This is a genomic window from Jannaschia marina (assembly GCF_013404595.1).
Classification (GTDB): Bacteria; Pseudomonadota; Alphaproteobacteria; order Rhodobacterales; family Rhodobacteraceae; genus Jannaschia; species Jannaschia marina.
Map to the genome: position 1 here is coordinate 60,636 of NZ_JABVAX010000010.1, position 23,942 is coordinate 84,577.

Sequence of the window (23,942 nt, forward strand, 5' to 3'; positions counted from 1 at the left end):
TTCCGATCCCGTGGGATCAGGCCTTCCACCAGCGGCGCGGCTCGACGTTCTCGGCCAGCGTATGGGTGTTCTGGCGGGCGACGTCGTAGATCTCCTGGTAGGTGTCGCGACCACCCGACCAGTTGTTGAGACGCTCGCGCCACTGCGCCCAGGGCTCCGGCTGGAACTCGGGCGAGCACATTTCCTCGGCCATCTTGATCTGCTCGGCGTCGAGCTCGGCGACGCGCACGCCGTTCTCGGCGAAGATCGTGTTCGGCTTCTGCGGGTTCGAGGCACCGACGGTGTTCACGAGCGCGGCCTCGTTGGCGGCCTGGACATGCACCTGCGCGAGATAGGACGATTCCATCACCGCATCCTGCAGCTCGCCCGACAGGCTGTCGAAGGCCGAGGCCGACATGGAGGTGTGCTCCGTGCCGCAGAAGAAGCGCAGGTCGACCGACTGCGAGACGACCGGCGACATGTTGGCGTAGGCCACGGCCGAGGCCCAGGTCTCTGCGCCGTCGATCAGGCCCTGCTTGAGGCCGTCGAGCGTCTCTTCCCAGGCCACCGGCACCGGGTTCAGGTTCAGAAGGTCCATCGCGATGCGGCCGAGCTGCGTGCCGGTCACGCGGTTCTTGGTGCCGAAGAGCTCCTCGATGCTCGTCACCGTCTCGCGATCCTGGAACGAGGAGCCCATCTGCAGGCCGCGCAGTTCCGCATGGCTGAAGAGGAACTTCAGGCCGTGCCGCTTCTCGAGCGGGTCGCGCAGCAGGGCAACCGACTCGGGCGAGTAGAGGAAATAGTACTGATCCGCGCGCGAGCGGAACATGTAGGCGTAGTCGAGCACGTTCAGATAGGGCGCGCCGCCGGCCGAGTTCTGGGTCGAGGCGGCGTACATGTCGACGATGCCCGACTGCGTCTTCTCCACGCAGGAGGTCTGGCCGCAGATCTGGTTGTCGCCGATGAACTCGACGCGGATCTCGCCGTCGGTGCGGCTTTCGAGATCGCGGGCGAACTCGAGGACGCCGGCGCGCTCGATCAGCAGGTTACGCTGGTTGAAGCCGGCCGCGCCGAGCTTGAACGTGTGCTTGGGCTCCTTGGCGAAGCGCTTCTCGTAGGACGATTCCGCCGCCTTGGCGACATCGGCGATCGTCACCGCCCCGGTCAGGGCGGACGCCCCGAGCAGGACGGACGACATTCCGTATTGTCCCGACAGTTTGAACAGGTCGCGGCGAGAAATCCCCCGCAGCGCGTTGGACGCTTTCATATCGTTGTACCTCCCTTAGGTTGCAAATATGATACTTGCAGTCTCAATAATCAGCATTCTAAGCTGTGTCTGACAAGCCTTTCTTTTGGGATCGGCTTGAAAAACAAGGTTGGGAGGACCTTAAATGGCGGACCACACGGCAGATTATGTTGTTGTCGGCGGCGGATCGGCAGGGTGCGTGCTGGCGAACCGACTGTCGGCGGATCCCAAAAACAAGGTCATCCTGCTCGAAGCCGGGGGGCGCGACTGGAACCCCTGGATCCACATCCCGGTCGGCTATTTCAAGACGATCCACAATCCGAGCGTCGACTGGTGCTACAAGACGGAGCCCGATCCCGGTCTGAATGGCCGGTCGATCGAATGGCCCCGGGGCAAGGTTCTCGGTGGCTCCTCGTCGCTCAACGGCCTTCTCTACGTGCGCGGCCAACCGCAGGATTACGACCGCTGGGCCCAGATGGGCAACCGCGGCTGGGCGTGGGACGACGTGTTGCCTCTGTTCAAGCGGGCCGAGAACAACGAGCGCGGCGGGGATGAATATCACGGCGATCAGGGGCCCCTCTCGGTATCGAACATGCGCATTCAGCGCCCGATCACCGACGCCTGGGTCGCGGCGGCGCAGGCCGCGGGCTACAAGTTCAACCCCGACTACAACGGAGCCGACCAGGAAGGTGTCGGCTTTTTCCAGTTGACCGCGCGCAACGGCCGCCGCTGCTCCTCCGCGGTGGCCTATCTCAAGCCGGCGAAGGGGCGCGAAAACCTTCAGATCCTCACGCACGCCCAGGCCGACCGCATCGTTCTGGAGGGGACACGCGCCGTCGCCGTGGAGTATCGCGACAAGTCCGGCCAGGTGAAGACCGTCCGCGCGAATCGCGAGATCGTGCTGTCCGGCGGGGCCATCAATTCCCCGCAACTCCTGATGCTGTCGGGTATCGGCGAGCCGGAGCAGCTTCGCGCCCACGGCATCGAGGTGCAAAAGGATCTGTCGGGTGTCGGAAAGAACATGCAGGATCACCTGCAGGCGCGCCTCGTCTACAAGTGCAACGAGCCGACCCTCAACGACGAGGTGGCGAGCCTCTTCGGGCAGGCGAAGATCGGCCTGAAGTACCTGATGTTCCGCGCCGGTCCGATGACCATGGCCGCCAGTCTGGCCACCGGCTTCATGAAGACCCGTCCCGACCTGGAAACCCCGGACATCCAGTTCCATGTCCAGCCGCTCTCGGCCGAGAACCCGGGCAAGGGGGCGGACAAGTTCTCCGCCTTCACCATGTCGGTCTGCCAGCTGCGCCCCGAGAGCAAGGGCGAGATCAGACTGGCCTCCTCCGACGGGCGGGTCTATCCGAAGATCATCCCGAACTACCTCTCGACCAAGACCGACTGCGATACCATCGTCGAGGGCGTCAACATCGCGCGGCGGATCGCGCGCCACGCGCCCCTGACGACCAAGATATCCGAGGAGTTCCGCCCCCATGCCGACCTTGACATGGAGGATTACGACGCCACGCTCGACTGGGCCCGCAGCAACACCGCCTCGATCTATCACCCGACCGGCACCTGCAAGATGGGCAACGGTGCCGACGCCGTCGTCGACGAGCGCCTGCGGGTCCACGGCATCTCGGGCCTGCGCGTCGCCGATTGCTCGATCATGCCGGAGATCGTGTCGGGCAACACCAACGCACCGGCGATCATGATCGGCGAGAAGGCCTCCGACCTCGTGCTCGAGGATGCCCGCGCGACCGTGTGAGGCGGGTGCCGGCTCGCGTATTTCGGGCCGGAGGGCGGGGCCGCGGTTTGTACAAAACGTCAAATCGGGGGTGCGAACCTTGTACAAAACGCTCAAAATGGGTCTTCAGCGCCCCTCCATCGCGATGAGCGAGGCGTTCCCGCCCGCCGCCGTGGTGTCGGTGCTCACGACGACCTCCTCCACGAAGCGTGACAGGTAGAGCGGTCCGCCCGCCTTCGGCCCCGTTCCCGAGAGCCCGTGCCCGCCGAAGGGTTGCGAACCGACGATCGCTCCGATCTGGTTGCGGTTGACGTATATATTCCCGGCACTTGCGCGCTCGGTGACGTGGGCGATGGTCGCGTCGATGCGTGAGTGAAGGCCGAAGGTCAGCCCGAAGCCTGTGCTCGCGATCTCCGCCAGAACGTCGTCGATCTCTCCCTGCTTCCAGCGCTTTACATGCAGGATCGGCCCGAAAACCTCCTGCTTCAGGCTTTCGTCGCGACCAAGCTTCAGGATCGTCGGCGGCAGGAAGAGCCCCCCCTCTGGCGTATCACCCTGCCAGAGAATTTTCTTCTTCGAAACATAGTGTTGCAGTCTACTCAGCGCGTCTTGGTCGATGATGGGGCCGACGTCGGTCGCCGGGTCGAGCCCGTCGCCCAGCGTCAGCGCGGCGGCGGCTCCCTCGATCATTTCGAGCATCCGGTCGGCGACGTCCTCCTGAATATAGACGATCCGGCAGGCCGAGCATCGCTGCCCCGCCGAGCGGAAGGCCGAGGCGACCACGTCGCGCGTGACCTGTTCGGGCAGGGCGGTTGCGTCCACGATCATGGCATTCGCGCCGCCGGTCTCGGCGATCAGAGGCAGGATCGGGCCGTCGCGCTCGGCCAGCGCCCGGTTGATCGCCCGCGCCGTCGCCGTCGACCCGGTGAAGGCGACGCCGGCGAGGTTTTCGTTTTCCGTCAGTGCCTTGCCGATTTCGGGGCCGCCCGGTGCGAGGATCAGCGCGTCCTTCGGCACGCCGGCGCGGTGGAGAAGTGCCACAGCCTGCGCCGCGATGCGCGGGGTCTGCGGGGCCGGCTTGGCGACCACGGTGTTGCCCACGGCGAGCGCTGCCGCCGTCTGACCGAGGAAGATCGCCAGCGGGAAGTTCCAGGGCGCGATCGTCACGAAGACGCCCCGCCCCCGCGCCGTCCAGCGGTTGGCCTCGCCCGTCGGCCCCGGCAGGTCGCGCGGGGCGCAGAGCGTCTGGGCCTCGTCGGCATAGTAGCGCAGAAAGTCCACCGCTTCCCGGACCTCGGCGATGCCGTCGTCGACCGTCTTGCCAGCCTCTCGCGCGAGCGTTGCCATCAGGTCGACGTGGTTTTCCTCCAGCAGATCGGCCGCGCGGCGCAGGGCGGCGGCACGGTCAGCCACCGGTATCGCGCGCCAGCCGGGCAAGGCGCGTGCGGCCCGCTCCATCGCGTCGTTTGCCTGCGCCACGGAGAGTGGTGCGACCTCGGCGGCTTCGGGTGCTGCACGCATTGCTTCGATCAACGTGTCGAGCATGGCCCGGTCACCCCAGGTGACGCCGCGCGAGTTTCTCCGCGGCGCGAAGATGTCGCCCGGTTGCGGAATGCGCGGGTGACGCGGATGCGCGCCGAGGTCGTCGGGGACGGAGACGACCTCGGCCACGGGCACGTCGCGGTCGCCCGCCTTGGCGACGAAGCTGGTCGAGGCCCCGTTCTCCAGCAGGCGCCGGACGAGGTAGGCCAGCAGATCGCGATGCCCGCCGACCGGCGCATAGATGCGGACGGACGTGTCGCTCCCCCGCGTGACGGCGTCGTAGAGGCTCTCGCCCATCCCATGGAGCCGCTGGAACTCGAACCCTCCGTCGCGCGTGCCGTCGCGTGCCATCTCCTCGATCCGCGCGATGGAGAGCGCATTATGGGTCGCAAACTGCGGGTAGAGATGCGGCCGCAGGTCGAGCATCCGCTTTGCGCAGGCAAGGAAGTTGAGGTCCGTCATCGCCTTGCGGGTGAAGACGGGGTAGTCGCCGTGCCCCTCCACCTGTGCATGCTTGACCTCGGTGTCCCAGTACGCCCCTTTCACGAGCCGGACCATCAGCTGCTGACCATGCTCCTGCGCAAGCCCCCCGGCCCAGTCGATCACGGCGAGCGCGCGCTTGCCATAGGCCTGGATCGCGAGACCGAAGCCCGTCCAGTCGCGCAAGGCGTCATCGGCAAAGACCGTCTCGATGACCTCGAGCGAGAGGTCGAGGCGATCCTGCTCCTCGGCGTCAACCGTGAAGTTGAGATCGTACGACTTCGCCTGCCGCGCCAGATCGAGGAGGACGGGCGCGAGCTCCCGCAGGACGGCTGGCCGGTTGCGCGGCTCGTAGCGCGGGTGCAGGGCCGAGAGCTTGACCGAGATCCCCGGCCGATGGGGGAGCGGTTTCGTACCGGCATGACGTCCGATGGCGTCGATCGCGTCTGCGTAGGAGCGGGCGTAGCGCTTCGCATCCGCCCAGGTCTTCGCGCCCTCGCCCAGCATGTCATAGCTGTAGAGGCGGCCTTTCGCCTCCTGCTCCCGTGCTCGGGTGAGCGCGGCCTCGATCGTCTCGCCCAGAACGAACTGATGTCCCATGAAGCGCATCGCCTGACGCACGCCCGTGCGGACGGCCGGTGCCCCGATCCGGCGGGTCAGGCCGCCGAGCACGCCGGGCACGGTGTCGCCCGGGCGCAGCAGCCGGTTCGACAGGCCGAGCCCCCATGTGGCCGCCGAGACGAGCCAGGCGTCGGACGGATCGTGCCCGTCCCAGTCGCCAGCCCCGATCTTGTCGGCGATCAGCGCGTCCTGCGTCGCGGCGTCGGGCACGCGCAGCAAAGCCTCGGCCATCGCCATGAGGGCCAGCCCCTCTCGCGTCGTCAGGTCGTAGTCGCGCAGAAAGTCCTCCAGCCCGCCGATCCGCGTCTGCGCGCCCCGGATCGCCTCGATGAGGGCAACGGCCCGGTCATGCGTCCGGGCGGCGACCCGCGCGTGGGGCAGAAGTCCGGGAACGAGGGTTTCGTCGGCGGGGGCGTAGGGGGCGGACAACGGCATGGCGGGCTCCTGTTCCGATTGCCCCGATCCTATCGCGGTCGCCGCGGGATTTCTCACCTTTCTCCTCCCTTGTGTGATATGCATTTGGGGATTCGCGTCGTTCGTTGAGGTTGAGTTGGTGTAAAGTGGATATCTACGACCGAAGAATCCTGGAAATCCTCCAACAAGACGGTCGAGTCGCGGTGACGGCGCTGGCCGACCGGATCGGCCTGTCGCCGAACGCGACGACCGAACGGATGCGCCGTTTGCAGCGGGAGGGCGTCATCACCGGTTTTCGCGCGGTGTTGAGCCCTCAGGCGCTCGACCGCGGGCTGACCGCGTTCGTCGAGGTGCGGCTCGACCGTACGTCGTCGGATGTGTTCGAGGCCTTCGCCTCGCTCGTCCGGCAGCTGGAGGGGGTCGAGGAATGTCACATGGTCGCCGGCGGTTTCGACTATCTGCTCAAGACGCGCCACCGCGACATGGCCGCCTATCGCGCGTTTCTGTCCGACCGGCTCGTCGATCTGCCCGGCGTGCGCGAGACGCGCACCTATGCCGTGATCGAGGCCGTGGTCGAGGGGCGGGGGCTGCCGCTCGGCACGCTGGCGGATCGTTCGAATGCGAAGCAAAAAGCCCCGTCGGCGCCACGATCCGTTAAGTGACGCTTAAGGCTGCGTGCCTAGACCCGGGCTACCGAGAACGGTGAGTGCGGGTCTGATGACAGACCCTCGAAGGCAGAATGTCGATTGTCCGCGCAGGCGGAGTTTCCGGCGTGCGAAGCGCGCCCATCCACATGAGGAATCCATGTCCAGCATTCTGACCAACAACGGCGCGATGGTCGCGCTCCAGACGCTGCAATCCATCAACAAGAACCTCGGCATGACGCAGGCCGAAATCTCGACGGGCAAATCCGTCGCCAACGCCAAGGACAACTCGGCCGTCTGGGCCATCTCCAAGCAGATGGACAGCGACGTGAAGGGTTTCATGGCCATCAGCGAGAGTCTGTCGCTCGGCGAGTCCACCGTAGCCGTCGCCCGCAGCGCGGCCGAGACGGTCACCGACCTTCTGACCGACATCAAGGGCAAGATCGTCGCCGCACAGGAGCAGAACGTCGACCGCTCCAAGATCCAGACCGACATCGACGCGCTGACGGATCAGATCCGCTCGGTCGTGGGCGCGGCGCAATTCAACGGCCTGAACCTTGTGAACGGCTCGTCCTCGGCGGACGTCGACGTGCTCTCGTCGCTCGATCGTTCGGCCACGGGCGTTGCCTCCTCGTCGATCACGGTCGCCCGGCAGGATCTGTCGATCGCCACGACGGGCGGCACGCCCGCGACCTACGGTGCGAACCTCGCTGCCGGCAACACGGCCTACATCACGACGGGGGCGGGCGGTGCCGGTACGGGTGCGGCGAACTCCGCGACCGTGGCGGATGGCGGCGACGACGTCATCAACATCGTCTCGACGGGCGACGGTATCGGGTATCGCATCACTCTGTCCGACGCGGCCACCGGCAACAATATCGGCACGCGCACATTCGAGTATGTCGCCGGGGCCGACGACAGCCTCGACAGTGTCGCGGCCACGCTGCAGAATCAGATCAACACCTTCATGGCGGCCACCGGCGAGACCGGCTTCACCGTCTCCCGCGATGGTGCCGAGCTGACGCTCAACAATGACAGCGGCAGCAACGTGACGGCCACGATCGAAGCGTCGAGCACCGGCACCGCGGGCACCAACCCCGGGGGCCTCGGTGCTCTGGCATCGATCGACGTGACGACAGATACGGGTGCCACCGGCGCGCTGACCGCGATCGAGGGTCTGATCCAGACGTCCATCGACGCGGCTGCCGCCTTCGGCTCCGTGCAGGGGCGCATCGAGACGCAGTCGGAGTTCATCTCGAACCTCACCGACTCGCTGACCTCTGGTATCGGCTCGCTCGTCGACGCCAATATGGAGGAGGCCTCGGCCCGCCTGCAGGCGCTGCAGGTTCAGCAGCAGCTCGCGACGCAATCGCTGTCGATCGCCAATCAGGCACCGCAGTCGATCCTCGCGCTGTTCCGCTAACCCGAACCCCGTCCCCCGGATCTGTCCGGGGGACGACCGAGGTTCGACCAATGGCGCGAAGCGCCGCCTCTTCGCCTCCGCGCGAAGCTCGCTAAAAGTGAGACACCGACACCATGGGTCATCCACAACAGGCCATCGCGGCCTACGCCACACTCGATGCCAGCATGACGTCCCCGGGACGCGCCGAAGCGCTCGTCTTCGCCAAGGTCACCCGACGAATGGAACAGGTCTTCGCCGATCCCGCCGCCGCGCCGTCTCTCCGCATCTCTCTGCTCAACGACAATCGCCGTCTCTGGCGCGCTGCCGCGGTGGCCTGTGCCGACGATATGAACGCCATGCCCGACCAGTTGCGTGCGAGCCTTTTGAGTCTCGCCGGCTTCGTGGATCGACATACCAGTGCCGTCCTCGGCGGCTCCGGCGACCCCGGCGTTCTCTGCGAGATCAACCGTCGCGTCGCCGCCGGCCTCTCTGCCGGGGCAACCTGACGTGGCGGGTCTCATGCTCAAGTTTCCCGCCGGCGACCGGATCGTCGTCAACGGCGCGGTCATCGAGAACGCGGGTCGCGGTGCCAGGCTCCGTCTCCTGACGCCCGACACGCAGCTCCTTCGGCTGCGCGACGCGATCGACCCCGCCGCCGCGACGACTCCGGTCGGTCGGATCACCCATGCGGTTCAGATGGTCCTCGTCGGAGAGGCCGCACCGAGCCGGCAGGTGCCGGATCTTCTGTCGGATCTCCAGACGCTGCGCGGCGCTTTCGTGGAGGCGCGCGACATCGCGGACGTCGATGCGATCCTCGGCAATCTGCGCGATGGACAGTTCTACCAGGCTCTCCGTGCGCTCGGTCGCCTGCGCAAGCGCGAGAGCGAGATCCTCGCCGCCGTCGCGCGATGACCTTCCAGCCTTTCGTTCCCCTTGGCGGCCTTGCCGGCTGGCGCTTTCTGCAGAACACCGTAGAGACACAGCGCGCGGCCCACGGGGACGGAGCGGTCCTGCAGCGCGATCTCGCCTATTTCCGGGAGAACATCGGCTCGGTCGCTACTGCAGAGGATCTCGTCTCGGATTTCCGTCTTCTCTCGGTCGCGCTCGGGGCCTTCGGCCTGTCGGAGGACATCAACGCGCACTTCCTGATCCGCACGGTCCTCGAAGAGGGAACGATCGCCCCGGACGCCCTCGCAAATCGCCTTTCCGACAAACGGTATCGCGATCTTTCGCGTGCCTTCGGTTTCGGCGATTTCGATACTCCGAACACGCAGCTGTCCGACTTCGCGGATCGTATCGCGGCGCGCTACAAGGAACAGCGCTTCGAGGTCGACATGGGCCGGACGAGCGACACGATGCGGTTGGCCCTTACCGCCCAGCGGGAGCTGCCGGCGATCGCGGCCGGCGATGCTTCGAACCGTACAAAGTGGTTTACGCTGATGGGCACGCCCCCCGTACGCAAGGTCATGGAGGTCGCGCTCGGTTTGCCGACGGCCATCGGAACACTGCCGATCGACAAGCAGCTTGAGGTGTTCCAGGAGCGCGCGCGTGCGCTGTTCGGGACGGATGATCTGCCCCAACTGGTTGCGGAGGGTCGGCTGGACCGCATCCTGGACCGGTTCACCGCGCTCGACGACTCCGCAAGCGGCGTGAATGTGACATCGCCCGCCCTCGTTCTGCTGCGCGGCTTCTGACAAACGGCGATGGTGGATGATCCGCGGGGAAGCATGTCGGCACGAGAAGCTATCGGAGCCGTCGGAGTGGGCCAGGATCTGTTGGCCGATTGGCCTGACCATGGTTCGGAGCGCACGGAGGAGCGGCGAAGGGCTGACGCTCGAAGCATGCGGCAGACCGGGCTATTTCGCGCCCGAGCGAAGGTGTCGGCGAATGGCAGATTTGGTTGACTCCAAACCGTCGTGGATGTCGTGCCTCTGTCAGAGTCCTCGACATCTGGGCTACTGCGGATGGCCGGATCAGCGATCCCGGCACACCAGCTGGTGGCTCTCGTGCCTCGCTTGTGCTCGCGGCGATCGCGAAGAGACAGGAAGTGACTGCTTTGCTCTCCGGTGAGCCGACTGAACCCCTGTTGAAGAGACCTTCGCGGCGGGTCGCTTCAAGCGGGTGACACTTCCCTTCGGGGGCACCTTCGAGGCGGATGGAGGAAATTCGATATGCCGGGTTGCTTCGGGCAACCCATGTGGCGTCCGGCGGGCTTGGAGGATCCCTTGGCCCGCCTCCTCCGAACGAATTTTGAGGCACTTGCGCCCCGACCGTTTCGACCCGGTTCCTGTTGCAGCGTAAGCGCGCGCCGACATTGCAATGGCCGCTCGGCTTCGAACCTGTAAGCCGCGCCCAGGCTCTGAACCCATTGACCGTCGAGCGTCGTCAGTCTGTTCGCGATCCAGAACAGCCTTCTTCTAATGAGGTGGCCATTTCCCACAGAATGTTCTGGTTGAGCGAGACGCAGATGGGGCGGCTCAAGCCGCACTTGCCCGACAAGGTCCGCTGCGTGCCGCGGGCGAACGACCGGCGGGTGATCTCCTGCACCTTCCACGTGCTGAAATTCGGTTGCCATTCGGTGGGTGCCCCTGCTGTTCCGGGCTTCGGAAGACCCCGTACAATCGCTGGCACCGGCGAGCCGAAAAGGGTCATTGGGTCCGCCTATTCGGGGCCCTCATCGACAGCTCCGCCGTCTCCGCCCATCGCTCGGCGGGCGGGCGCAAAGGGATCGGCTGGTCGCGCGGGGCGCGAAGATCAGGGTCCACGCGCTCGCAGACCGCTGGTGCCATGCCGTCCGGCTGATGCTCACGGGTGTCAAAGTCGCCGACTGCAGCGCGGCCGTAAACCTGCTGCGGCACCTGCTGCCCGATGTGCTCCGGCGGGGTAAGGGGTTATGGTGCCAACGCGGCGTGTGATCCAGTGAAGGCGCTCGGCGCGTTCCCGAACGTCCTGCCGAAGAAGAACCGTAAGCGCCGCATCTCCTAGTGCAGGTGCCTTTACCGCAACGCCATCGAGCCCACGTTCGGTCGCCCCGAAGATTTCCGCCGTATCGCACTCCGTTCCGACCGCTGCGCTGGCCGCAGTCAGCAGCTACCGGTCATGAGCCCGGAGCCTAGTCCGGCCCGGTATACGGACGACCCAGAATGCCGGCGAGCAGGCGGAAGCCGTCGGCGATGCGGGGCAGGCCATCGAGGGTGAAGACGTCGTTCACCTTCCCGATGAGTGTGAGACAGCGATCTAGCTCCGGGTTGGAGCCGCGTTCGTAGAGACCGGAGGAGACCATCAACTCGTTCCGGTCGTGGAGCGAAAGCAGGGCCCGCAGTTCGCCGATCAACTCGTTCTCGTTGCGGCTTGCCGCATCGGGAAGGCAGCGCGAGACGGAGCGGAGGACGTCGACCGACGGATAGCGACCGGCCTCCGCGATGTCGCGGGAGAGGACGATATGGCCGTCGAGTTGCCCGCGCATGACGTCCGCGACCGGCTCGTCCATATCCGATCCGGCGACGAGGACGGAGAAGACCGCGGTGATGTCGCCCTGCGTTCCGGCCCCCGGTCCGGTGCGCTCGCTCAAACCCGCGAGGAGAGGGGTCAGGCTGGCCGGGTGGCCGCGCATGGATGTGGCTTCTCCGGCGGCGACCGCGACCTCGCGATGCGCTTCGGCGAGGCGGGTGACGCTGTCGCAGAGGAAAAGCGCGTGCTTGCCTTGGTCGCGGAAGTGTTCGGCGACGGCGAGGGCGGTGAAGGCGCAGCGCCGGCGCACGTTCGCGGGCTGATCGGACGTTGCCGCCACGACCACGGTGCGCGCCATCCCTTCGGGGCCGAGAACGCGCCGCGCGAAGTCGGCCACCTCCCGCCCGCGCTCCCCGACGAGTGCGAGAACGCAGACGTCGGCCTCCATGCTCCGCGCGAGTTCGCCGAGGAGGGTCGATTTGCCGACGCCCGAGCCCGCGAAGAGGCCCATCCGCTGACCGCGCACGAGGGGAAGCATCGTGTCGAGGACGGCATAGCCGGTGCGGAGCCTGTCGCCCATGGCGCGGCGGTCGGCGGCGGACGGGGCCGGGTGATGCAGCAGTCGGGAAGGACCGTGCGGCAGGGGCCGGCCGTCGAGCGGTCGACCGAAAGGGTCGACGATGCGGCCGATCCACGCGCCGCTGGGTGCGATCGCGGGCGGGCCCGCGGGGTTGAGGGGCAGGCCGATGCGCAGGCCGTCGGCCCGCGCAAAGGGCGTGGCCCACAGGCTTTCGTGCTCGACCCGGGCCACTTCCGCGCGCTGCTCCGTCCCCTGAGTATCGGTATAGACGAGGTCGTCGCCGAGGAGGGCGTGGCGCGACAGGCCGGTGACGCGCACACCTGTCGCGGCGACTTCGGCGATGCGGCCGATGGGGCGGGTGCGCCGCGTGGCACCGACCGCCGCGCGCAAGGGGGCGAACAGGTCTTCGGTCTCGGTTGACGGCATCTGCGCTCCTCCTCTGGTCGAAACGGTTTCTAAAGGAATCACCCTTAAGGCTTCGTTTCACGGATGAAGGAGAATCCCCCGTGACCGAGATGCCCGCCCTCTTGCGCCTTGCCGGCGCGGCCGCCGCCCATGCCGCCCGAGAGGCGAGCGTCGTCGCCGGCAACGTCGCCAACGCGGATACGCCCGGCTACAAGGCACGGGCGCTGACGCCGTTCACGCTCGACGCGGACTTTGCCCTGCGCCGCAGCGACCCTCGGCATCTTGCGGGGCTGACCCCCGGATCGCAGGTGCAGGTCCAGCGCGATCTGGCCTCCGACCCGAACGGGAATACCGTGGACCTCGAGGATCAGATCCTGCGCGGGATCGAGGCCGCGCGCGCGCACAATCGCGCCGTCACCGTCTATCGCAACAACATCGAGCTTCTGCGCGCGGCGCTGGGGCGGAGGTAGATCATGTCGGAGTTTTCAGGGGCGCTCGGCGTCCTGTCGTCGGGTCTGCGGGCCCAGGGTCAGCGGCTGCGTCACATCGCGGAGAACGTGGCCAACGTCGACACCCCGGGCTACCGGCGCAAGACGATCGAGTTCGATCCCGAGGTCGAAGCCGGGCGACGCACCGGGGGCATCGCGCCCGGTCCGGTCCGCCTCTCGCAGGCCGACTTGCCGCGCATCCACGACCCCGACCATCCGATGGCCGATGCGCAGGGCTACTACGATGGCTCGAACGTGACCCTCGTGACCGAGATCGCCGACGCCCGCGAGGCGCAGCGCAGCTACGAGGCCAACCTCAAGATGTTCCAGCAGGTGCGGCAGATGTCGTCGCAGCTCCTCGACATTCTCAAACGCTAACGTCCGAAGGAGGCCAGAATGGACCTTTCCCCGATTGTCGCCGCGAGCGGTGCCGGAGGCTCCACCGCCGCGACCCCCGCGTCGCGTGCCATGACCGGTTTCGCCGAGACACTGGCCGCGGCCGAGCGCGAATCCATCGCCGCCGTCACCGCCGGGGCCGACCCCCACGCGATGGTTACCGCCATCGCCGAGAGCAAGCTGGCCGTCGACATGGTGGTCGCCGTGCGGGACCGGGCGGTCGAGGCCTACCAGGAAGTCCTGCGGATGCCGGTCTGACGCGATGACGGATCTCCTCTTCTACGACACCCTGCGACAGGGGCTCTGGATCGCGGTGATGATCTCCGCACCGATCCTGGGCGTGGCCCTGGCCGTGGGCCTCGCCATCGGTCTCCTGCAGGCGCTGACCTCGATCCAGGAGATGACGCTGACCTTCGTGCCCAAGATGGCGGCGATCCTCGGCGTGTTCTGGCTGTCGATGGGCTTCATGACGCTGACGCTCGGGCGGTACTTCACCGACACGATCGTCCCGATCATCCAGGGGTTCTGAGCATGGCCGACGGCATCTATCCGACGCTCGGCCGGCAGGCGGGCCTCCTGCGCGAGATGAACGTGATCGCGCAGAACATCGCGAACGCCAATACGACCGGCTATCGCGCCGAGGGGCTCGTCTTCTCGGAATTCGTGGTGCGGGCCGACGGCACGGCTCCGTCGATTTCCTTCGCCCATGCGAACGGTCGGCAGACCCGTTTTGCCCAGGGTGCCCTGGAGACGACGGGCGGCACCTTCGATCTCGCGATCGAGGGCGAGGGTTACTTCCAGATCGACATCGGCGGTGTACCCCATCTGACGCGCGCGGGGGCCTTCCTCGCCGGGCCGGAGGGCGGGGTGCAGACGGCCGAGGGGCACCCGCTTCTCGACGAGGGGGGTGCCCCGATCTTCGTGCCTCCGGGTACAGCGAACGTGCGCATCGCGCCCGACGGGACGCTGTCGGCCGATGGGCAGCCGCTGGCCCGCGTGGGTGTCGTCACCCCGCTCGACCCCGGCGCGATGCAGCGCCACGCCGGCACGGCCTTCCGCGCAGATGAGGTCGAACCAGTCGAAAGCCCGCGCATCCTGCAGGGTGCGCTCGAGGCGTCGAACGTCGATCCTGTGCTCGAAATCGCCCGCATGGTCGCGGTGCAGAACGCCTACGAGATGGGACAGGGCTTCATGGATCGCGAACACGAACGGATGCAGTCGCTTCTGCGTCTGATGGATCAACTCTGAGGAGACAGGGATGCGCGCATTGAGCATCGCGGCGACCGGCATGGCCGCCCAGCAGACCCGGGTGGAGGTGATCTCGAACAACCTCGCCAACATGAACACCACCGGCTACAATGCCCGCCGCGCCGAATTCGCGGACTTGCACTACCAGCAGGTCACCCGCGCCGGGGCGATCAACTCGGCGACCGGGGCGATCGTGCCCGCGGGCGTGCAGCTCGGCCTCGGCGTGCGGCCCGCTGCCGTCTCCATGCTCGTCGCGCAGGGCAGCCTCGGCCAGACGGGCGGCGACCTCGACGTCGCCATCGAGGGGCGCGGCTATATCGAGGTGACGCTGCCCTCGGGCAATGCCGCCTATACGCGCGACGGCGCGCTCAAGCGGACGGGCGAGGGGCTTCTGGTCACTTCGGACGGCCATCCGGTCGTGCCCGACGTGACCATCCCCGAGGATACCCGCGCCATCACGATCAACCCCGAGGGCGAGATCTACGCGCATTTCATCGACCGGGTGGAGCCGGAGCTGCTGGGCCAGCTCACGCTCGTCGGGTTCGCCAACGAGAAGGGACTCGAGGCGCTCGGCTCCAATCTCTACTCCGAGACCGGGGCTTCGGGCGCGCCGCTCGTGGGCTTCCCCGGCGAGGACGGGCTCGGCTTCTTCCGGCAGGGCTACCTCGAGGACAGCTCCGTCGATGCGGTGCGCGAGATCACCGACCTGATCGAGGCGCAGCGCGGCTACGAGATGAATGCCAAGGTCATCACCGCCGCGGACCAGATGATGTCGGCCACGGCGCAGATCCGATGATCCGGCTTGTCCTCCTCCTCCTGATCGTGCTTGCCGGCCCTGCTGCGGCACAGTCGATCGCCGTCGTCGCGCCCTTGCGAGCGGGCACGATCGTCGATGCCGACGATCTCGTGTTCCTCGACCGCGACACGGCCGACGGTTTCGACGACGCGCGCGACGTCATTGGGCTCGAGGCGCGCGTCAACCTCTTCCCCGGTCGTCCGATCCTGACGCGCGACGTCGGGGCCCCGACGGTGATCCGCCGCAACGCCATCGTCCCCCTCGTCTTCCGGCGGGGCGGCCTCTCGATCACGCTGGAGGGGCGGGCGCTTGCCCGTGCGGGCGCGGGGGAGCCGGTGCGGGTGATGAACCTCACGTCGCGCAACACGGTGATCGGCGTAGCCACGGCTGCCGGTCAGGTCGTCGTCCAATGAACAAGCGGAGCCAGACATGAGATTTACCGCCTTCCTCGCCTTTCTTGCGCTGAGCGCGACGGGCTGCTCGCGTCTCGCCGATGTGGGGCAGGCCCCCGAGCTGACCCCCGTCGCCCAGAGCGCGGAGCACCTGGCCATGGCAACGCCGCAACCCGTCGACATCCTGGCGCAGCGCGATCCGCTCCGCGCGGCCTCGCTCTGGGCGGGGGACCGTCAGTCGCTTCTGGGCGACCGGCGGGCCGAGCGGCGGGGCGACATCCTGACGGTCGTGGTCGAGATCGACGAGCGTGCCGAGATCGACAATGCGACGAACCGGTCCCGCAGCGGCTCGGAATCGTTGCAGATCCCCGAGCTCTTCGGTCTGCCGCAGACGCTGGAGGACGACCTTCCCGAAGGGTCGAGCCTGGCGAACGCCGTCTCGACGTCGTCCTCCTCGGCGTCGAACGGCTCCGGCGGGGTGCGGCGGAAGGAACGGCTCACGCTGCGCGTCGCGGCGACCGTGATCGAGGTGCAGCCGAACGGCGTCCTGCGGATCGAGGGGCGGCAGGAGGTGCGCGTGAACTTCGAGCTGCGCGAGATGCTGGTGACGGGCTACGTGCGTCCCGAGGACATCTCGCGCCAGAACGAGATCACCTACGACAAGATCGCCGCGGCACGCATCTCCTATGGCGGACGGGGCCAGATCACCGACGTGCAGCAGCCACGCTACGGCCAGCAGGTCGCCGACATCCTCCTGCCGTTCTGAGCCATGGCCAAGATCCTCGCAGCGATCCTCGTTCTCCTGATGGCCGGCGGTGGTGGGGCTGCCGGCCTCCTCCTGCGGCCCACGCCCGAGCCGGACGCCGATGCTGTGCCCGTGCCGCCGCCGCAGAACCTCGATGCCGCCGCTCGCCTGCGGGAGCCCTTCGTCATACCCGTCATCCGAAACGGTCGGATCTGGAGCCATGTCGTGCTGACCCTCGGCGTCTCAGCCGACGAGACCGAAGGGGCGACCATACTGCAGCGCGATCCGATCCTGCGCGACGGCCTGACCGAGGCGCTGTTCCTCCATGCGAGCCTTGGCGGGTTCGACGGCGATTTCACCGCGCCTGCGTCGATGCACCGGCTGCGCGAGCGTCTCGACGCGGTGGTCCGCGCGCGTCTCGATGACGAGACGGCGGCCGTCCTGATCGTGTCGATGAGCCGTCAGTCCGGCTGACTGCTGACTACTTCTCCCGAAGCCGTTTGAGCACGTCGCTGCGCGCTGTCGCCCGGGCCAGCGCTTCGCGTTCGGGCTGCATCACCGTCTCGAGCCGCGCGATCCGCAGGGTCAGTTCGCGCAGTTTGCGCCCCCGCCACTGCATCCAGCGATCGGCCGCGACCGCGTCAGCGACAGAGGTCGCGTTCGACCGGTCGCCCCCGCGCAACGCATCGGCTGCCTCCTCGAGCGGGCGTAATGTGGCCTGGGCGCGGGCCAGTCGGGCCGCAGCCTTCTGTCGGCGCAGTTGCGCGAGTTCGGCCAGGGCGCGGATCTTTTCCTCGCGAGTCATGGGTGACGTCCCTCCACGAGATCGCGGGCGAAGCGGACGGCGACGGCGACGGCGGCGAAGTGCGCACGGTCGATCGGGTCGCCCACATCGACTGACGCATGGAGCGCGCGGGCCGTTGGCGGGTCGCTGTAGATCGGCACGCCGGCCTCGGTGGCGGCTTCGCGGATGCGCGCGGCGATGTGGTCGGTCCCCTTGGCCACGCAGACCGGCGGCGTCGGGTCGAGCGGCGACCATTTGAGCGCGACGGCGTAATGCGTCGGGTTGACGACGACGACCGTTGCCTCGGGCACGTCATGGAGCATCGAGTTGAGCGCGATGTCCTGCGCCCTCTGCCGGCGACGCATCTTCAGGTGCGGATCGCCCTCGTTCGTCTTGTTCTCGTCGAGCACCTCCTGCCGCGTCATCCGCTGTTTCACCAGATGCGCGTGCCGCTGCCAGAAGTAGTCGGCCACGGCGATGACCCCGGACATCAGGATGACCACGACGAGGAACTCCCCCATGATCCGCGGAATGAGCGCGGGGACGGCCCGCGGGCCCAGCCCTGCCGCGGCGACGAAACTGTCCGCATGGGTCAGGAGGAACCAGCCCATGAGCCCGCCGTAGAGCGTCATCTTGACCGCCGATTTGCCGAACTCGAAGAGGCCGTTCGGTCCGAACTTGTTCTTCGCGTTCGCAAGGAGCGAGATGCGCGAGAGCTTCGGGGCGAGTTTCGAAGGCGCGAAGACGAAGGCGCGCTGCACCGCCAGAACGACCACGACGAGCAGCGCCGCGGGCGCGACGAAGAGCGTCAGAAGCCGCATCGTCTCGCCCAGCACCGCATTGGCGGCCCCGCCCCCGCCGGTCCGGAGCGTCATACCGTAGGCGTCGGCGTTCTGGATGAGGCTGCCGCCGAGGTCGGCGAAGCCGGTGCCGAGCGCGGGCGCAAGCATCGTGAGCGCGAGGAAGGCCCCGATGTAGCTCGCCCAGGTCGACAGATCCTGCGACTTGACGATCTCGCCCTTGCGCCGCGCCTCCTGCAGCTTCTGCGGGGTTGCCTCGTGGCTGCGTTCCGCGCCGTCCTCCCCGCTCACAGGCCCGCCCCGATCGGGTCGGCCAGCAGCGCGATCATGGCCGCCTTCCAGGTGAGCAGGAGGAAGGGCGCGGCGAGGAACAGAAGCGCCATACTGGCCCAGGTAATCGCCGGCGCGCCGACGAGGGCCACCATGAGCTGCGGCATCGCGCGATTGATGACGCCCATCGCCGCGTTGTAGACGAGCGCCGCCAACGCGAAAGGCGCGGCCAGCGCGAAGGCCAGCGCAAAGCCCTGCGCCGCGCGCGCGACGCCCCATTTCACGAGGTCTTCGCCCGGCAGGACGCCGCCATAGGGCAGCACGTCGTAGCTGCGGATGAGAAGGTCGACCACCATCAGCGGCAACCCGGACGCCATCAGGAGCGCGAGGCCGGCGAGGTTGAGGAGGTTGCCGATGGCCGAGGAGGGCTCCACCGTGCCGAAAAGCTGCGCGAGCGACGTCAGCTGCGCGGCCATCATCCCGGCGGTCACCAGCGCGGCGGCGAGGAACCGCAGGACCGCGCCGAGCGCGAGGCCCGTCGCCCCCTCGGCCAACACGGCCCCGAGCGTGGGGGCCTCGGGTAGCGCGACCGCGGGCGCGATGGCGGTGGAGAGCGCGAGCGCCACGACGAGCCGGACGCGCGTTGGGATCATCCGGTCGCCGAGGCCCGGCAGCAGCAGCATCAACCCGCCGACCCGCAGGAAGACGAGGAGCACCTGCATCGCCTGCGCGACGGCGACCTCGTGCAGCGCCGAAAGGGCGGCGATCATGCGGCGACCGAGCCGACGATGGCGGGGGTCGCGCTCGTCCCGATCTCCTCGTAGGCGATCACCGGGTTCGGCAGGCCGCGCGCGGCCATGACCTCGTGCAGGAACCGCCGCCGGCGCGAGGAGGTCACGATCGCCGGGGCCGTACCTTGCTCGGCTGCCGCGCCGATGCTCTCGGCCAGGCCGATCGCGAGTTTCTGGAACATCTCGGGCGGCAGGGCCACCTCTGCGCGGCCGGGAGCGGCATCGAACTGATGCCGTTCGAAGGCATCCTCCCAGGCCGGGTCGAGCTGAATGAGGGGGATCGTCCCGTCGGGGCGCCGGATGCCGGCGGTGATCTGCGAGGCGAGCCGGTTGCGCACGTGTTCGGCGAGGTCGACGGGGCCCAGCCCGGCATCCCGCCGCTCGGCGATCGCCTCGAGGATGACGGGCAGGTTTCGCACCGAAACCCGCTCGGCCAGCAGCAGGCGAAGCACCTCGAGGAGCAGCTCGTGCGAGACCTTGGCGGGCACGATCTCGTCGAGGAGATTGCGGTTGGCGACGGACTTCTCGGGCGAGGAGACGCGGGCGAAGGCGTCGAGTAGCTGTCGCAGGGCCTTCAGCCCGAAGAGTCTCGGGAAGTTCGACTTGATGACCTCCAGCAGATGGGTCGCCAGCACCTCGCCCGGCGTCACGATGGTCTCGCCGATGAGGTCGGCGGCGGCGTCCTTCGGGATCCACTTCGCCGGTGCCCCGTAGACCGGCTCCTTCACGGCGCGTCCGGGCACGGTGTCGGGCGTGCCCGTGCCGGTCAGGATCAGGACGTGATCGCGCTCCAGCCTGTCGCGTGCGGCTTCGACGCCGTGGATGCGGATGACGTAGGTGCCCGAGGACAGGCCCTGATCGTCGGTCAGGCGGATCTCGGGCAGGATGATGCCGAAGGATTCGGCGATATGGTTGCGCAGGCCGGTGATCCGGCTTTCGAGGCCGCTGCCCGGGTCGAGCGCGAGATCGACGAGGTCGAGCGCGAACTCGACGCGAATGTCGTCGAGCGCAAGCACATCGCCAATCTGCCGTTCCGGTGGCAGGTCTTCGGCCGTGTCGGCTTCGGGGGCCTCCTCGGCGGCGCGGATGGCCCGCCAGCGCAGCCCGGCGATCGTCGCGAGGATGAGCGCGCCCAGCGTGAAGGGCAGGAACGGCAAGCCGGGCACGAGGGCGAAGACGAGCATGATGAGCGCCACCGTTCCGAGCGCCGCAGGGTGCCGACCAATCTGCGCGACGATTTCGGTGTCGACGGCCCCGGTGCCGCCGCCCCGCGCGAGCAGAAGCCCCGAAGCGATCGAGATGATGACGGCGGGAATCTGCGAGACCAGACCGTCACCCACCGTCAGGATGGCGTAGGTCTCGACTGCTTCGCCAAGGGGCATCCCGTGGACGATCATCCCGGCCGAGAGCCCGACGACGAGGTTGAGGATCGTGATCAACAGTCCGGCGATGGCGTCGCCCTTGACGAACTTCGATGCGCCGTCGAGCGAGCCGAAGAAGGTGGTCTCGGCCAGCTCCGTCTCGCGGCGGCGCTTGGCCTCCTCGTGGTCGATGGCCCCGGCGGACATGTCGCTGTCGATGGCGAGCTGCTTGCCCGGCATCCCGTCGAGCGCGAAGCGTGCCCCGACTTCGGCCATCCGGGTCGCGCCCTTGGTGATGACCATGAAGTTGACGATCAGCAGGACGCCGAAGACCACGAGGCCGAGCGCCACGCTGCCGCCCATCACGAAGGAGGCGAAACCCTCGATGACGGATCCGGCGGCATCGGTTCCGGTGTGGCCTTCGCCGATGATGAGCTTCGTCGACGACACGTTGAGCGACAGCCGTAGCATGAGGCTCGCCAGGAGAACTGTCGGGAAGGCCGAGAAGTCGAGCGGGCGCTCGATGAAGAGCGTCGTGGTGAAGATCAGGATGGCGATCGCGAAGCTGGCCGAGAGCCCGATGTCGAGGATCCACGACGGCATCGGCAGGACCATCATCAGGATCACCGCCATGAGTGCCAGCGCCAGAAGGACGGTCGGCTGGAAGATGGCTCTCATTCGCGGCTCCTCGGGCAGGGATGCTCCCGAGCCTTAGGGCACCCTGGTTAATACGCGGTTACGGGGTCGGTGGAGCCGGGGTGTCGAGCAGCGCCCGCGCCCGGTCCGCCAGTGTCCGGCTCTCGAGCAGCAGGCTGTCGGCGGCGGCGAGGTCGGTCGACGGCAGGACGGCGGCGTTCCGGGCGAGGATTGCGTCGGCCATGCGGTGTCGGGCGGTCCACTCCGCTTCGGGCGTCGCGACGAGGGTGGCGAGATCGCGGGCGAGCCAGGGGTCGCGCGCGACGACGGGATCATCGACCGCGCGCGGTTCGGGCAGCGGATCCGGACGTGCGAAACCGCGTGCCGTCTCGGTCAGGCCGACGTCGAGGAAAAGATCGCGCAGCCGGCGACGTAGCGGATCGGATGGCGCAAGGGCCGGGCGGAGGCGCACGGCGAGGTCGAGGACATCCTCGCGGGGCAGCTCCGCCATCGCGCGGGTCAGGACGTCGGCTGCCGGAAAGTAGTCACGCGCGACGAGTTCGGTGAGCAGGGCGGGACGGCTCCCCCGGACGAGGGCCGTCATCAGAGCAGCGTCGAGCGCCGCGCGCTCTGGCCCCGGCGGCACGGAGGGTCGCAGCGCAAGCGCGTTGTCGATGTCGGCGGCCCTCGGCGTCGATGTGCTCTCGAGGAGTTGCGTCACCGCCAGAACGGCTGCGAGATCGGTTCCCGTCGCCTCAGTGGCGAGATCGGCATCGGACGTCGCATGTGTCAGCGCACCGATGCCGAGCAGGACGTCGCTCCGGTCGATCGCGGCAAATCCCGTCTTCAGCCGGTCGCCGAGGTCGTGCCAGCGCGCGGGTGCGAGCGCGTCGGCAAAGGCGGCGAACTCCGCCGCGTCGGATCGGGCCCAGTCGTCGATCGATACGCCGTCGAGGATCGCGAGCAGCGCCGTCGCGGGCCCGCACGCCGGATCGAGGCGGGGCGCTCGGCCCGCCGGCACCCCATCGAGGAGCGCGGCCAGCCGTGTGCGGTCCGGATCGGGTCGCGGGTGACTGCGGAGTATCATGGCGGCCTCGGCCCCCCAACCGAGACGCAGGTACGTGTCGGCCAGACTCAAGACGGCGCGCGGGGCCAGTCGGTCGTCCCCTGCGAGGAGGGCCCGGCGCGACGTTTCGAGGTCGGCGAGCGCGATCTCGGGATCGGCCATGAGCATCTCGGCGGCAAGCGTTTCGAGCGGGCAGGCGGGTCCGATCCGGCGTGTCCGGCCCGCCCCGTCCGGAGCAGGCAAGAGCGGAACCGTCCCGAGCGGATGGCGCAGGATCTGCGGTGGCGGTATCGCGGCGATCTCTCGCGATGGAGGGTCGGCGACGTCTGCCTGCCTCCGTGCGACGTCCAGCACCGGCAGCGCAAGGTTCCGGGGGATCAGGCGGAGTGGAAGGGCTGCAAGTCGGACGGCGGGGGCGGGTGGCGGTGCCGACGCCCCGGGGGCCGGGTCCGAGACGTCGATGACCACGTGGCCCGATCCGATCTGGGTGACATTGACGGGGCAGGCACAGGCGAGATCGAGGCGGAGTACCCCATCGGCGAAGGCGATCGCGGAGATGCGGTCACGCGGGATCCGGTCGAAAACCTGCGACAGGTCCAGCCCCGTGACGCCGCTGCCGAAGTCGATGAGCGCTTCGTCGCCGTTCGGGGTGACCGTCCAGGATCGGTTCGCGGCGGCCGGGAAGACGAGGCGTGTGAAGCCCCCGTGTTCGCCCGATCGCACGACCGTCTGTTGCGCGAGGACCGGTAGGCCGAGCGCGCAGAGGAGCAACGGTGCAAGGAGGCGGAGCCTGGCTTTCACGCGGCCTTGCGCGCCTTCAGCGCCTCCTCGAGGTCGGAGTAGCTTGGCCGGATGTGCGTCGGCGTCGATTGGCGACCGACCTCGATGCAGATGTTGGTCGGGTGGTTGTGCAGGTTGGCCACGAGCACATCCTGGATCAGCTTGTAGAAGTTCGCGTCCTGCTCGCTCACGGCCTTGAGGCGCACGGCGAAGGGGCCGACGAAGCCGTAGGCGAGAAACACGCCGAGGAAGGTACCGACGAGGGCACCGCCGATCAGCTTGCCAAGCACTTCGGGCGGCTGGTCGATGGAGCCCATCGTCTTGATGACGCCGAGGACGGCCGCGACGATGCCGAGCGCCGGCAGGCTGTCGGCCATGGATTGCAGCGCGTGGCTGGAATGGAGCGAATGGTGCAGGTTCTCCTCCATCCGGTTGCCCAGCACCTCTTCCACCTGATGGGGGTCGTCGTAGTTCATCGAGACGGCGCGGAGCGTGTCGCAGATGAGCGCGGTTGCCTCCGCATCGGCAAGGATGCGGGGGTATTCCTTGAAGATGTCGGAGCCGGCCGGATCCTCGATGTGCTCCTCGAGGGCGACCGCGTTCTTGCGGCCGAGACGGATGAGTTCGAACAGCAGGCACAGCAGGTCGCGGTAGTCGTCGGGCTTCCACTGCGGGCCCTTGAACACCTTCTTGATGTCCGAGAGCGTGTGCTTGACCTCGGACAAGCTGTTGCCGAGCAGGAAGGCTCCGATCGCCGCGCCGCCGATCATCGTGAGTTCGAAGGGCAGCGACTTGAGGATGATCCCCATCTTGCCGCCGGCCATGAGATAGCCGCCGAAGACCATGACGATCACGCAGGCGATACCGACGAATCCGATCATTAGC

General features: G+C 67.9%; 24 protein-coding genes and 1 pseudogene. 16 read left to right on the forward strand and 9 right to left on the reverse strand.

Going from position 1 to position 23,942, the window contains the following annotated elements; translation table 11 throughout:
- Positions 1 to 16: 16 nt before the first annotated feature.
- On the reverse strand, positions 17 to 1,246 hold the full coding sequence (locus HSX43_RS15060) for a TRAP transporter substrate-binding protein (protein ID WP_179380955.1): 1,230 nt from the start codon (positions 1,244 to 1,246) through the stop codon (positions 17 to 19).
- 124 nt (positions 1,247 to 1,370) lie between these two features.
- On the opposite strand from HSX43_RS15060, the gene HSX43_RS15065 reads away from it, so the two are divergent.
- Complete coding sequence (locus tag HSX43_RS15065) at positions 1,371 to 2,987, forward strand: GMC family oxidoreductase (RefSeq protein ID WP_179380956.1); 1,617 nt, start codon at positions 1,371 to 1,373, stop codon at positions 2,985 to 2,987.
- A gap of 105 nt (positions 2,988 to 3,092) precedes the next feature.
- Here HSX43_RS15065 and putA read toward each other — a convergent pair whose 3' ends face one another.
- A complete protein-coding gene (putA, locus tag HSX43_RS15070) occupies positions 3,093 to 6,128 on the reverse strand; it encodes a bifunctional proline dehydrogenase/L-glutamate gamma-semialdehyde dehydrogenase PutA (protein ID WP_179380957.1) in 3,036 nt (1,011 codons plus the stop codon).
- Between the two features lie 41 nt (positions 6,129 to 6,169).
- On the opposite strand from putA, the gene HSX43_RS15075 reads away from it, so the two are divergent.
- From HSX43_RS15075 to HSX43_RS15100, 6 genes and pseudogenes are all read left to right on the forward strand, one after another.
- Entirely contained in the window at positions 6,170 to 6,685 is a 516-nt protein-coding gene (locus HSX43_RS15075) for an Lrp/AsnC ligand binding domain-containing protein (RefSeq protein WP_456237509.1), read from the forward strand.
- A gap of 142 nt (positions 6,686 to 6,827) precedes the next feature.
- Positions 6,828 to 8,090, forward strand: a complete 1,263-nt coding sequence (locus HSX43_RS15080; protein WP_179380959.1) for a flagellin — start codon at positions 6,828 to 6,830, stop codon at positions 8,088 to 8,090.
- A 113-nt stretch (positions 8,091 to 8,203) separates the two neighbouring features.
- Positions 8,204 to 8,575, forward strand: coding sequence for a flagellar biosynthesis regulator FlaF (locus HSX43_RS15085; RefSeq protein ID WP_179380960.1), 372 nt, complete (start codon positions 8,204 to 8,206; stop codon positions 8,573 to 8,575).
- Between the two features lie 13 nt (positions 8,576 to 8,588).
- Positions 8,589 to 8,981 carry a flagellar biosynthesis repressor FlbT gene (locus HSX43_RS15090; protein ID WP_179380961.1) on the forward strand — a complete coding sequence of 131 codons (393 nt, stop codon included), beginning with the start codon at positions 8,589 to 8,591 and terminating at the stop codon, positions 8,979 to 8,981.
- Positions 8,978 to 9,763, forward strand: a complete 786-nt coding sequence (locus HSX43_RS15095) for a DUF1217 domain-containing protein (RefSeq protein WP_179380962.1) — start codon at positions 8,978 to 8,980, stop codon at positions 9,761 to 9,763. Before HSX43_RS15090 ends, HSX43_RS15095 begins: the two co-directional genes overlap by 4 nt.
- Before the next feature lie 737 nt (positions 9,764 to 10,500).
- Positions 10,501 to 11,144: pseudogene (locus tag HSX43_RS15100) on the forward strand (transposase); the annotation flags it as partial.
- A gap of 37 nt (positions 11,145 to 11,181) precedes the next feature.
- On the opposite strand, the gene HSX43_RS15105 reads toward HSX43_RS15100, so the two are convergent.
- Positions 11,182 to 12,525 carry a FliI/YscN family ATPase gene (locus HSX43_RS15105; protein ID WP_179380963.1) on the reverse strand — a complete coding sequence of 448 codons (1,344 nt, stop codon included), beginning with the start codon at positions 12,523 to 12,525 and terminating at the stop codon, positions 11,182 to 11,184.
- 89 nt (positions 12,526 to 12,614) lie between these two features.
- On the opposite strand from HSX43_RS15105, the gene HSX43_RS15110 reads away from it, so the two are divergent.
- Genes HSX43_RS15110 through HSX43_RS15150 form a run of 9 tightly spaced genes read left to right on the forward strand, consistent with a single transcriptional unit; the run spans position 12,615 to position 17,043 of the window.
- On the forward strand, positions 12,615 to 12,974 hold the full coding sequence (locus tag HSX43_RS15110) for a flagellar basal body protein (protein ID WP_235962685.1): 360 nt from the start codon (positions 12,615 to 12,617) through the stop codon (positions 12,972 to 12,974).
- Between the two features lie 3 nt (positions 12,975 to 12,977).
- Entirely contained in the window at positions 12,978 to 13,370 is a 393-nt protein-coding gene (gene flgC, locus HSX43_RS15115) for a flagellar basal body rod protein FlgC (protein WP_179380965.1), read from the forward strand.
- 18 nt (positions 13,371 to 13,388) lie between these two features.
- Complete coding sequence (locus HSX43_RS15120; protein WP_179380966.1) at positions 13,389 to 13,646, forward strand: flagellar hook-basal body complex protein FliE; 258 nt, start codon at positions 13,389 to 13,391, stop codon at positions 13,644 to 13,646.
- A gap of 4 nt (positions 13,647 to 13,650) precedes the next feature.
- Positions 13,651 to 13,917 carry a flagellar biosynthetic protein FliQ gene (locus tag HSX43_RS15125; RefSeq protein ID WP_179380967.1) on the forward strand — a complete coding sequence of 89 codons (267 nt, stop codon included), beginning with the start codon at positions 13,651 to 13,653 and terminating at the stop codon, positions 13,915 to 13,917.
- A 2-nt stretch (positions 13,918 to 13,919) separates the two neighbouring features.
- Positions 13,920 to 14,636: a flagellar hook-basal body complex protein gene (locus HSX43_RS15130; RefSeq protein ID WP_179380968.1), complete on the forward strand. Its 717-nt coding sequence runs from the start codon at positions 13,920 to 13,922 to the stop codon at positions 14,634 to 14,636.
- Positions 14,637 to 14,646: 10 nt separating this feature from the next.
- Entirely contained in the window at positions 14,647 to 15,432 is a 786-nt protein-coding gene (gene flgG, locus HSX43_RS15135) for a flagellar basal-body rod protein FlgG (protein WP_179380969.1), read from the forward strand.
- Complete coding sequence (gene flgA, locus HSX43_RS15140) at positions 15,429 to 15,845, forward strand: flagellar basal body P-ring formation chaperone FlgA (protein WP_179380970.1); 417 nt, start codon at positions 15,429 to 15,431, stop codon at positions 15,843 to 15,845. The genes flgG and flgA overlap by 4 nt, the downstream gene beginning before the upstream one ends.
- 16 nt (positions 15,846 to 15,861) lie before the next feature.
- The gene (gene flgH, locus HSX43_RS15145; RefSeq protein ID WP_179380971.1) at positions 15,862 to 16,590 is read left to right on the forward strand and encodes a flagellar basal body L-ring protein FlgH; all 729 of its coding nucleotides are present in this window, start codon (positions 15,862 to 15,864) and stop codon (positions 16,588 to 16,590) included.
- 3 nt (positions 16,591 to 16,593) lie between these two features.
- The gene (locus HSX43_RS15150) at positions 16,594 to 17,043 is read left to right on the forward strand and encodes a hypothetical protein (RefSeq protein WP_179380972.1); all 450 of its coding nucleotides are present in this window, start codon (positions 16,594 to 16,596) and stop codon (positions 17,041 to 17,043) included.
- Between the two features lie 7 nt (positions 17,044 to 17,050).
- Here the strand turns inward: HSX43_RS15150 and HSX43_RS15155 are convergent, their stop codons facing one another.
- The 6 genes from HSX43_RS15155 to motA are packed head-to-tail and all read right to left on the reverse strand — an operon-like array spanning position 17,051 to position 23,938.
- Positions 17,051 to 17,374: a hypothetical protein gene (locus HSX43_RS15155; RefSeq protein WP_179380973.1), complete on the reverse strand. Its 324-nt coding sequence runs from the start codon at positions 17,372 to 17,374 to the stop codon at positions 17,051 to 17,053.
- On the reverse strand, positions 17,371 to 18,444 hold the full coding sequence (locus HSX43_RS15160) for an EscU/YscU/HrcU family type III secretion system export apparatus switch protein (RefSeq protein WP_328795427.1): 1,074 nt from the start codon (positions 18,442 to 18,444) through the stop codon (positions 17,371 to 17,373). Before HSX43_RS15160 ends, HSX43_RS15155 begins: the two co-directional genes overlap by 4 nt.
- On the reverse strand, positions 18,441 to 19,193 hold the full coding sequence (locus tag HSX43_RS19685) for a flagellar biosynthetic protein FliR (RefSeq protein ID WP_235962681.1): 753 nt from the start codon (positions 19,191 to 19,193) through the stop codon (positions 18,441 to 18,443). The genes HSX43_RS15160 and HSX43_RS19685 overlap by 4 nt, the downstream gene beginning before the upstream one ends.
- Positions 19,190 to 21,253, reverse strand: coding sequence for a flagellar biosynthesis protein FlhA (locus HSX43_RS15165; RefSeq protein ID WP_179380975.1), 2,064 nt, complete (start codon positions 21,251 to 21,253; stop codon positions 19,190 to 19,192). The genes HSX43_RS19685 and HSX43_RS15165 overlap by 4 nt, the downstream gene beginning before the upstream one ends.
- A gap of 58 nt (positions 21,254 to 21,311) precedes the next feature.
- On the reverse strand, positions 21,312 to 23,078 hold the full coding sequence (locus HSX43_RS15170) for a hypothetical protein (protein ID WP_179380976.1): 1,767 nt from the start codon (positions 23,076 to 23,078) through the stop codon (positions 21,312 to 21,314).
- Positions 23,075 to 23,938: a flagellar motor stator protein MotA gene (gene motA / locus HSX43_RS15175; protein WP_179380977.1), complete on the reverse strand. Its 864-nt coding sequence runs from the start codon at positions 23,936 to 23,938 to the stop codon at positions 23,075 to 23,077. Before motA ends, HSX43_RS15170 begins: the two co-directional genes overlap by 4 nt.
- Positions 23,939 to 23,942: the final 4 nt, after the last annotated feature.

Coding starts and splice junctions, on each gene's coding strand:
- HSX43_RS15060 (WP_179380955.1), bottom strand. CDS start 1,246: ATGAAAGCGTCCAACGCGCTGCGGGGGATTTCTCGCCGCGACCTGTTC.
- HSX43_RS15065 (WP_179380956.1), top strand. CDS start 1,371: ATGGCGGACCACACGGCAGATTATGTTGTTGTCGGCGGCGGATCGGCA.
- putA (WP_179380957.1), bottom strand. CDS start 6,128: ATGCATATCACACAAGGGAGGAGAAAGGTGAGAAATCCCGCGGCGACC.
- HSX43_RS15080 (WP_179380959.1), top strand. CDS start 6,828: ATGTCCAGCATTCTGACCAACAACGGCGCGATGGTCGCGCTCCAGACG.
- HSX43_RS15085 (WP_179380960.1), top strand. CDS start 8,204: ATGGGTCATCCACAACAGGCCATCGCGGCCTACGCCACACTCGATGCC.
- HSX43_RS15090 (WP_179380961.1), top strand. CDS start 8,589: ATGCTCAAGTTTCCCGCCGGCGACCGGATCGTCGTCAACGGCGCGGTC.
- HSX43_RS15095 (WP_179380962.1), top strand. CDS start 8,978: ATGACCTTCCAGCCTTTCGTTCCCCTTGGCGGCCTTGCCGGCTGGCGC.
- HSX43_RS15105 (WP_179380963.1), bottom strand. CDS start 12,525: ATGCCGTCAACCGAGACCGAAGACCTGTTCGCCCCCTTGCGCGCGGCG.
- HSX43_RS15110 (WP_235962685.1), top strand. CDS start 12,615: ATGCCCGCCCTCTTGCGCCTTGCCGGCGCGGCCGCCGCCCATGCCGCC.
- flgC (WP_179380965.1), top strand. CDS start 12,978: ATGTCGGAGTTTTCAGGGGCGCTCGGCGTCCTGTCGTCGGGTCTGCGG.
- HSX43_RS15120 (WP_179380966.1), top strand. CDS start 13,389: ATGGACCTTTCCCCGATTGTCGCCGCGAGCGGTGCCGGAGGCTCCACC.
- HSX43_RS15125 (WP_179380967.1), top strand. CDS start 13,651: ATGACGGATCTCCTCTTCTACGACACCCTGCGACAGGGGCTCTGGATC.
- HSX43_RS15130 (WP_179380968.1), top strand. CDS start 13,920: ATGGCCGACGGCATCTATCCGACGCTCGGCCGGCAGGCGGGCCTCCTG.
- flgG (WP_179380969.1), top strand. CDS start 14,647: ATGCGCGCATTGAGCATCGCGGCGACCGGCATGGCCGCCCAGCAGACC.
- flgA (WP_179380970.1), top strand. CDS start 15,429: ATGATCCGGCTTGTCCTCCTCCTCCTGATCGTGCTTGCCGGCCCTGCT.
- flgH (WP_179380971.1), top strand. CDS start 15,862: ATGAGATTTACCGCCTTCCTCGCCTTTCTTGCGCTGAGCGCGACGGGC.
- HSX43_RS15150 (WP_179380972.1), top strand. CDS start 16,594: ATGGCCAAGATCCTCGCAGCGATCCTCGTTCTCCTGATGGCCGGCGGT.
- HSX43_RS15155 (WP_179380973.1), bottom strand. CDS start 17,374: ATGACTCGCGAGGAAAAGATCCGCGCCCTGGCCGAACTCGCGCAACTG.
- HSX43_RS19685 (WP_235962681.1), bottom strand. CDS start 19,193: ATGATCGCCGCCCTTTCGGCGCTGCACGAGGTCGCCGTCGCGCAGGCG.
- HSX43_RS15165 (WP_179380975.1), bottom strand. CDS start 21,253: ATGAGAGCCATCTTCCAGCCGACCGTCCTTCTGGCGCTGGCACTCATG.
- motA (WP_179380977.1), bottom strand. CDS start 23,938: ATGATCGGATTCGTCGGTATCGCCTGCGTGATCGTCATGGTCTTCGGC.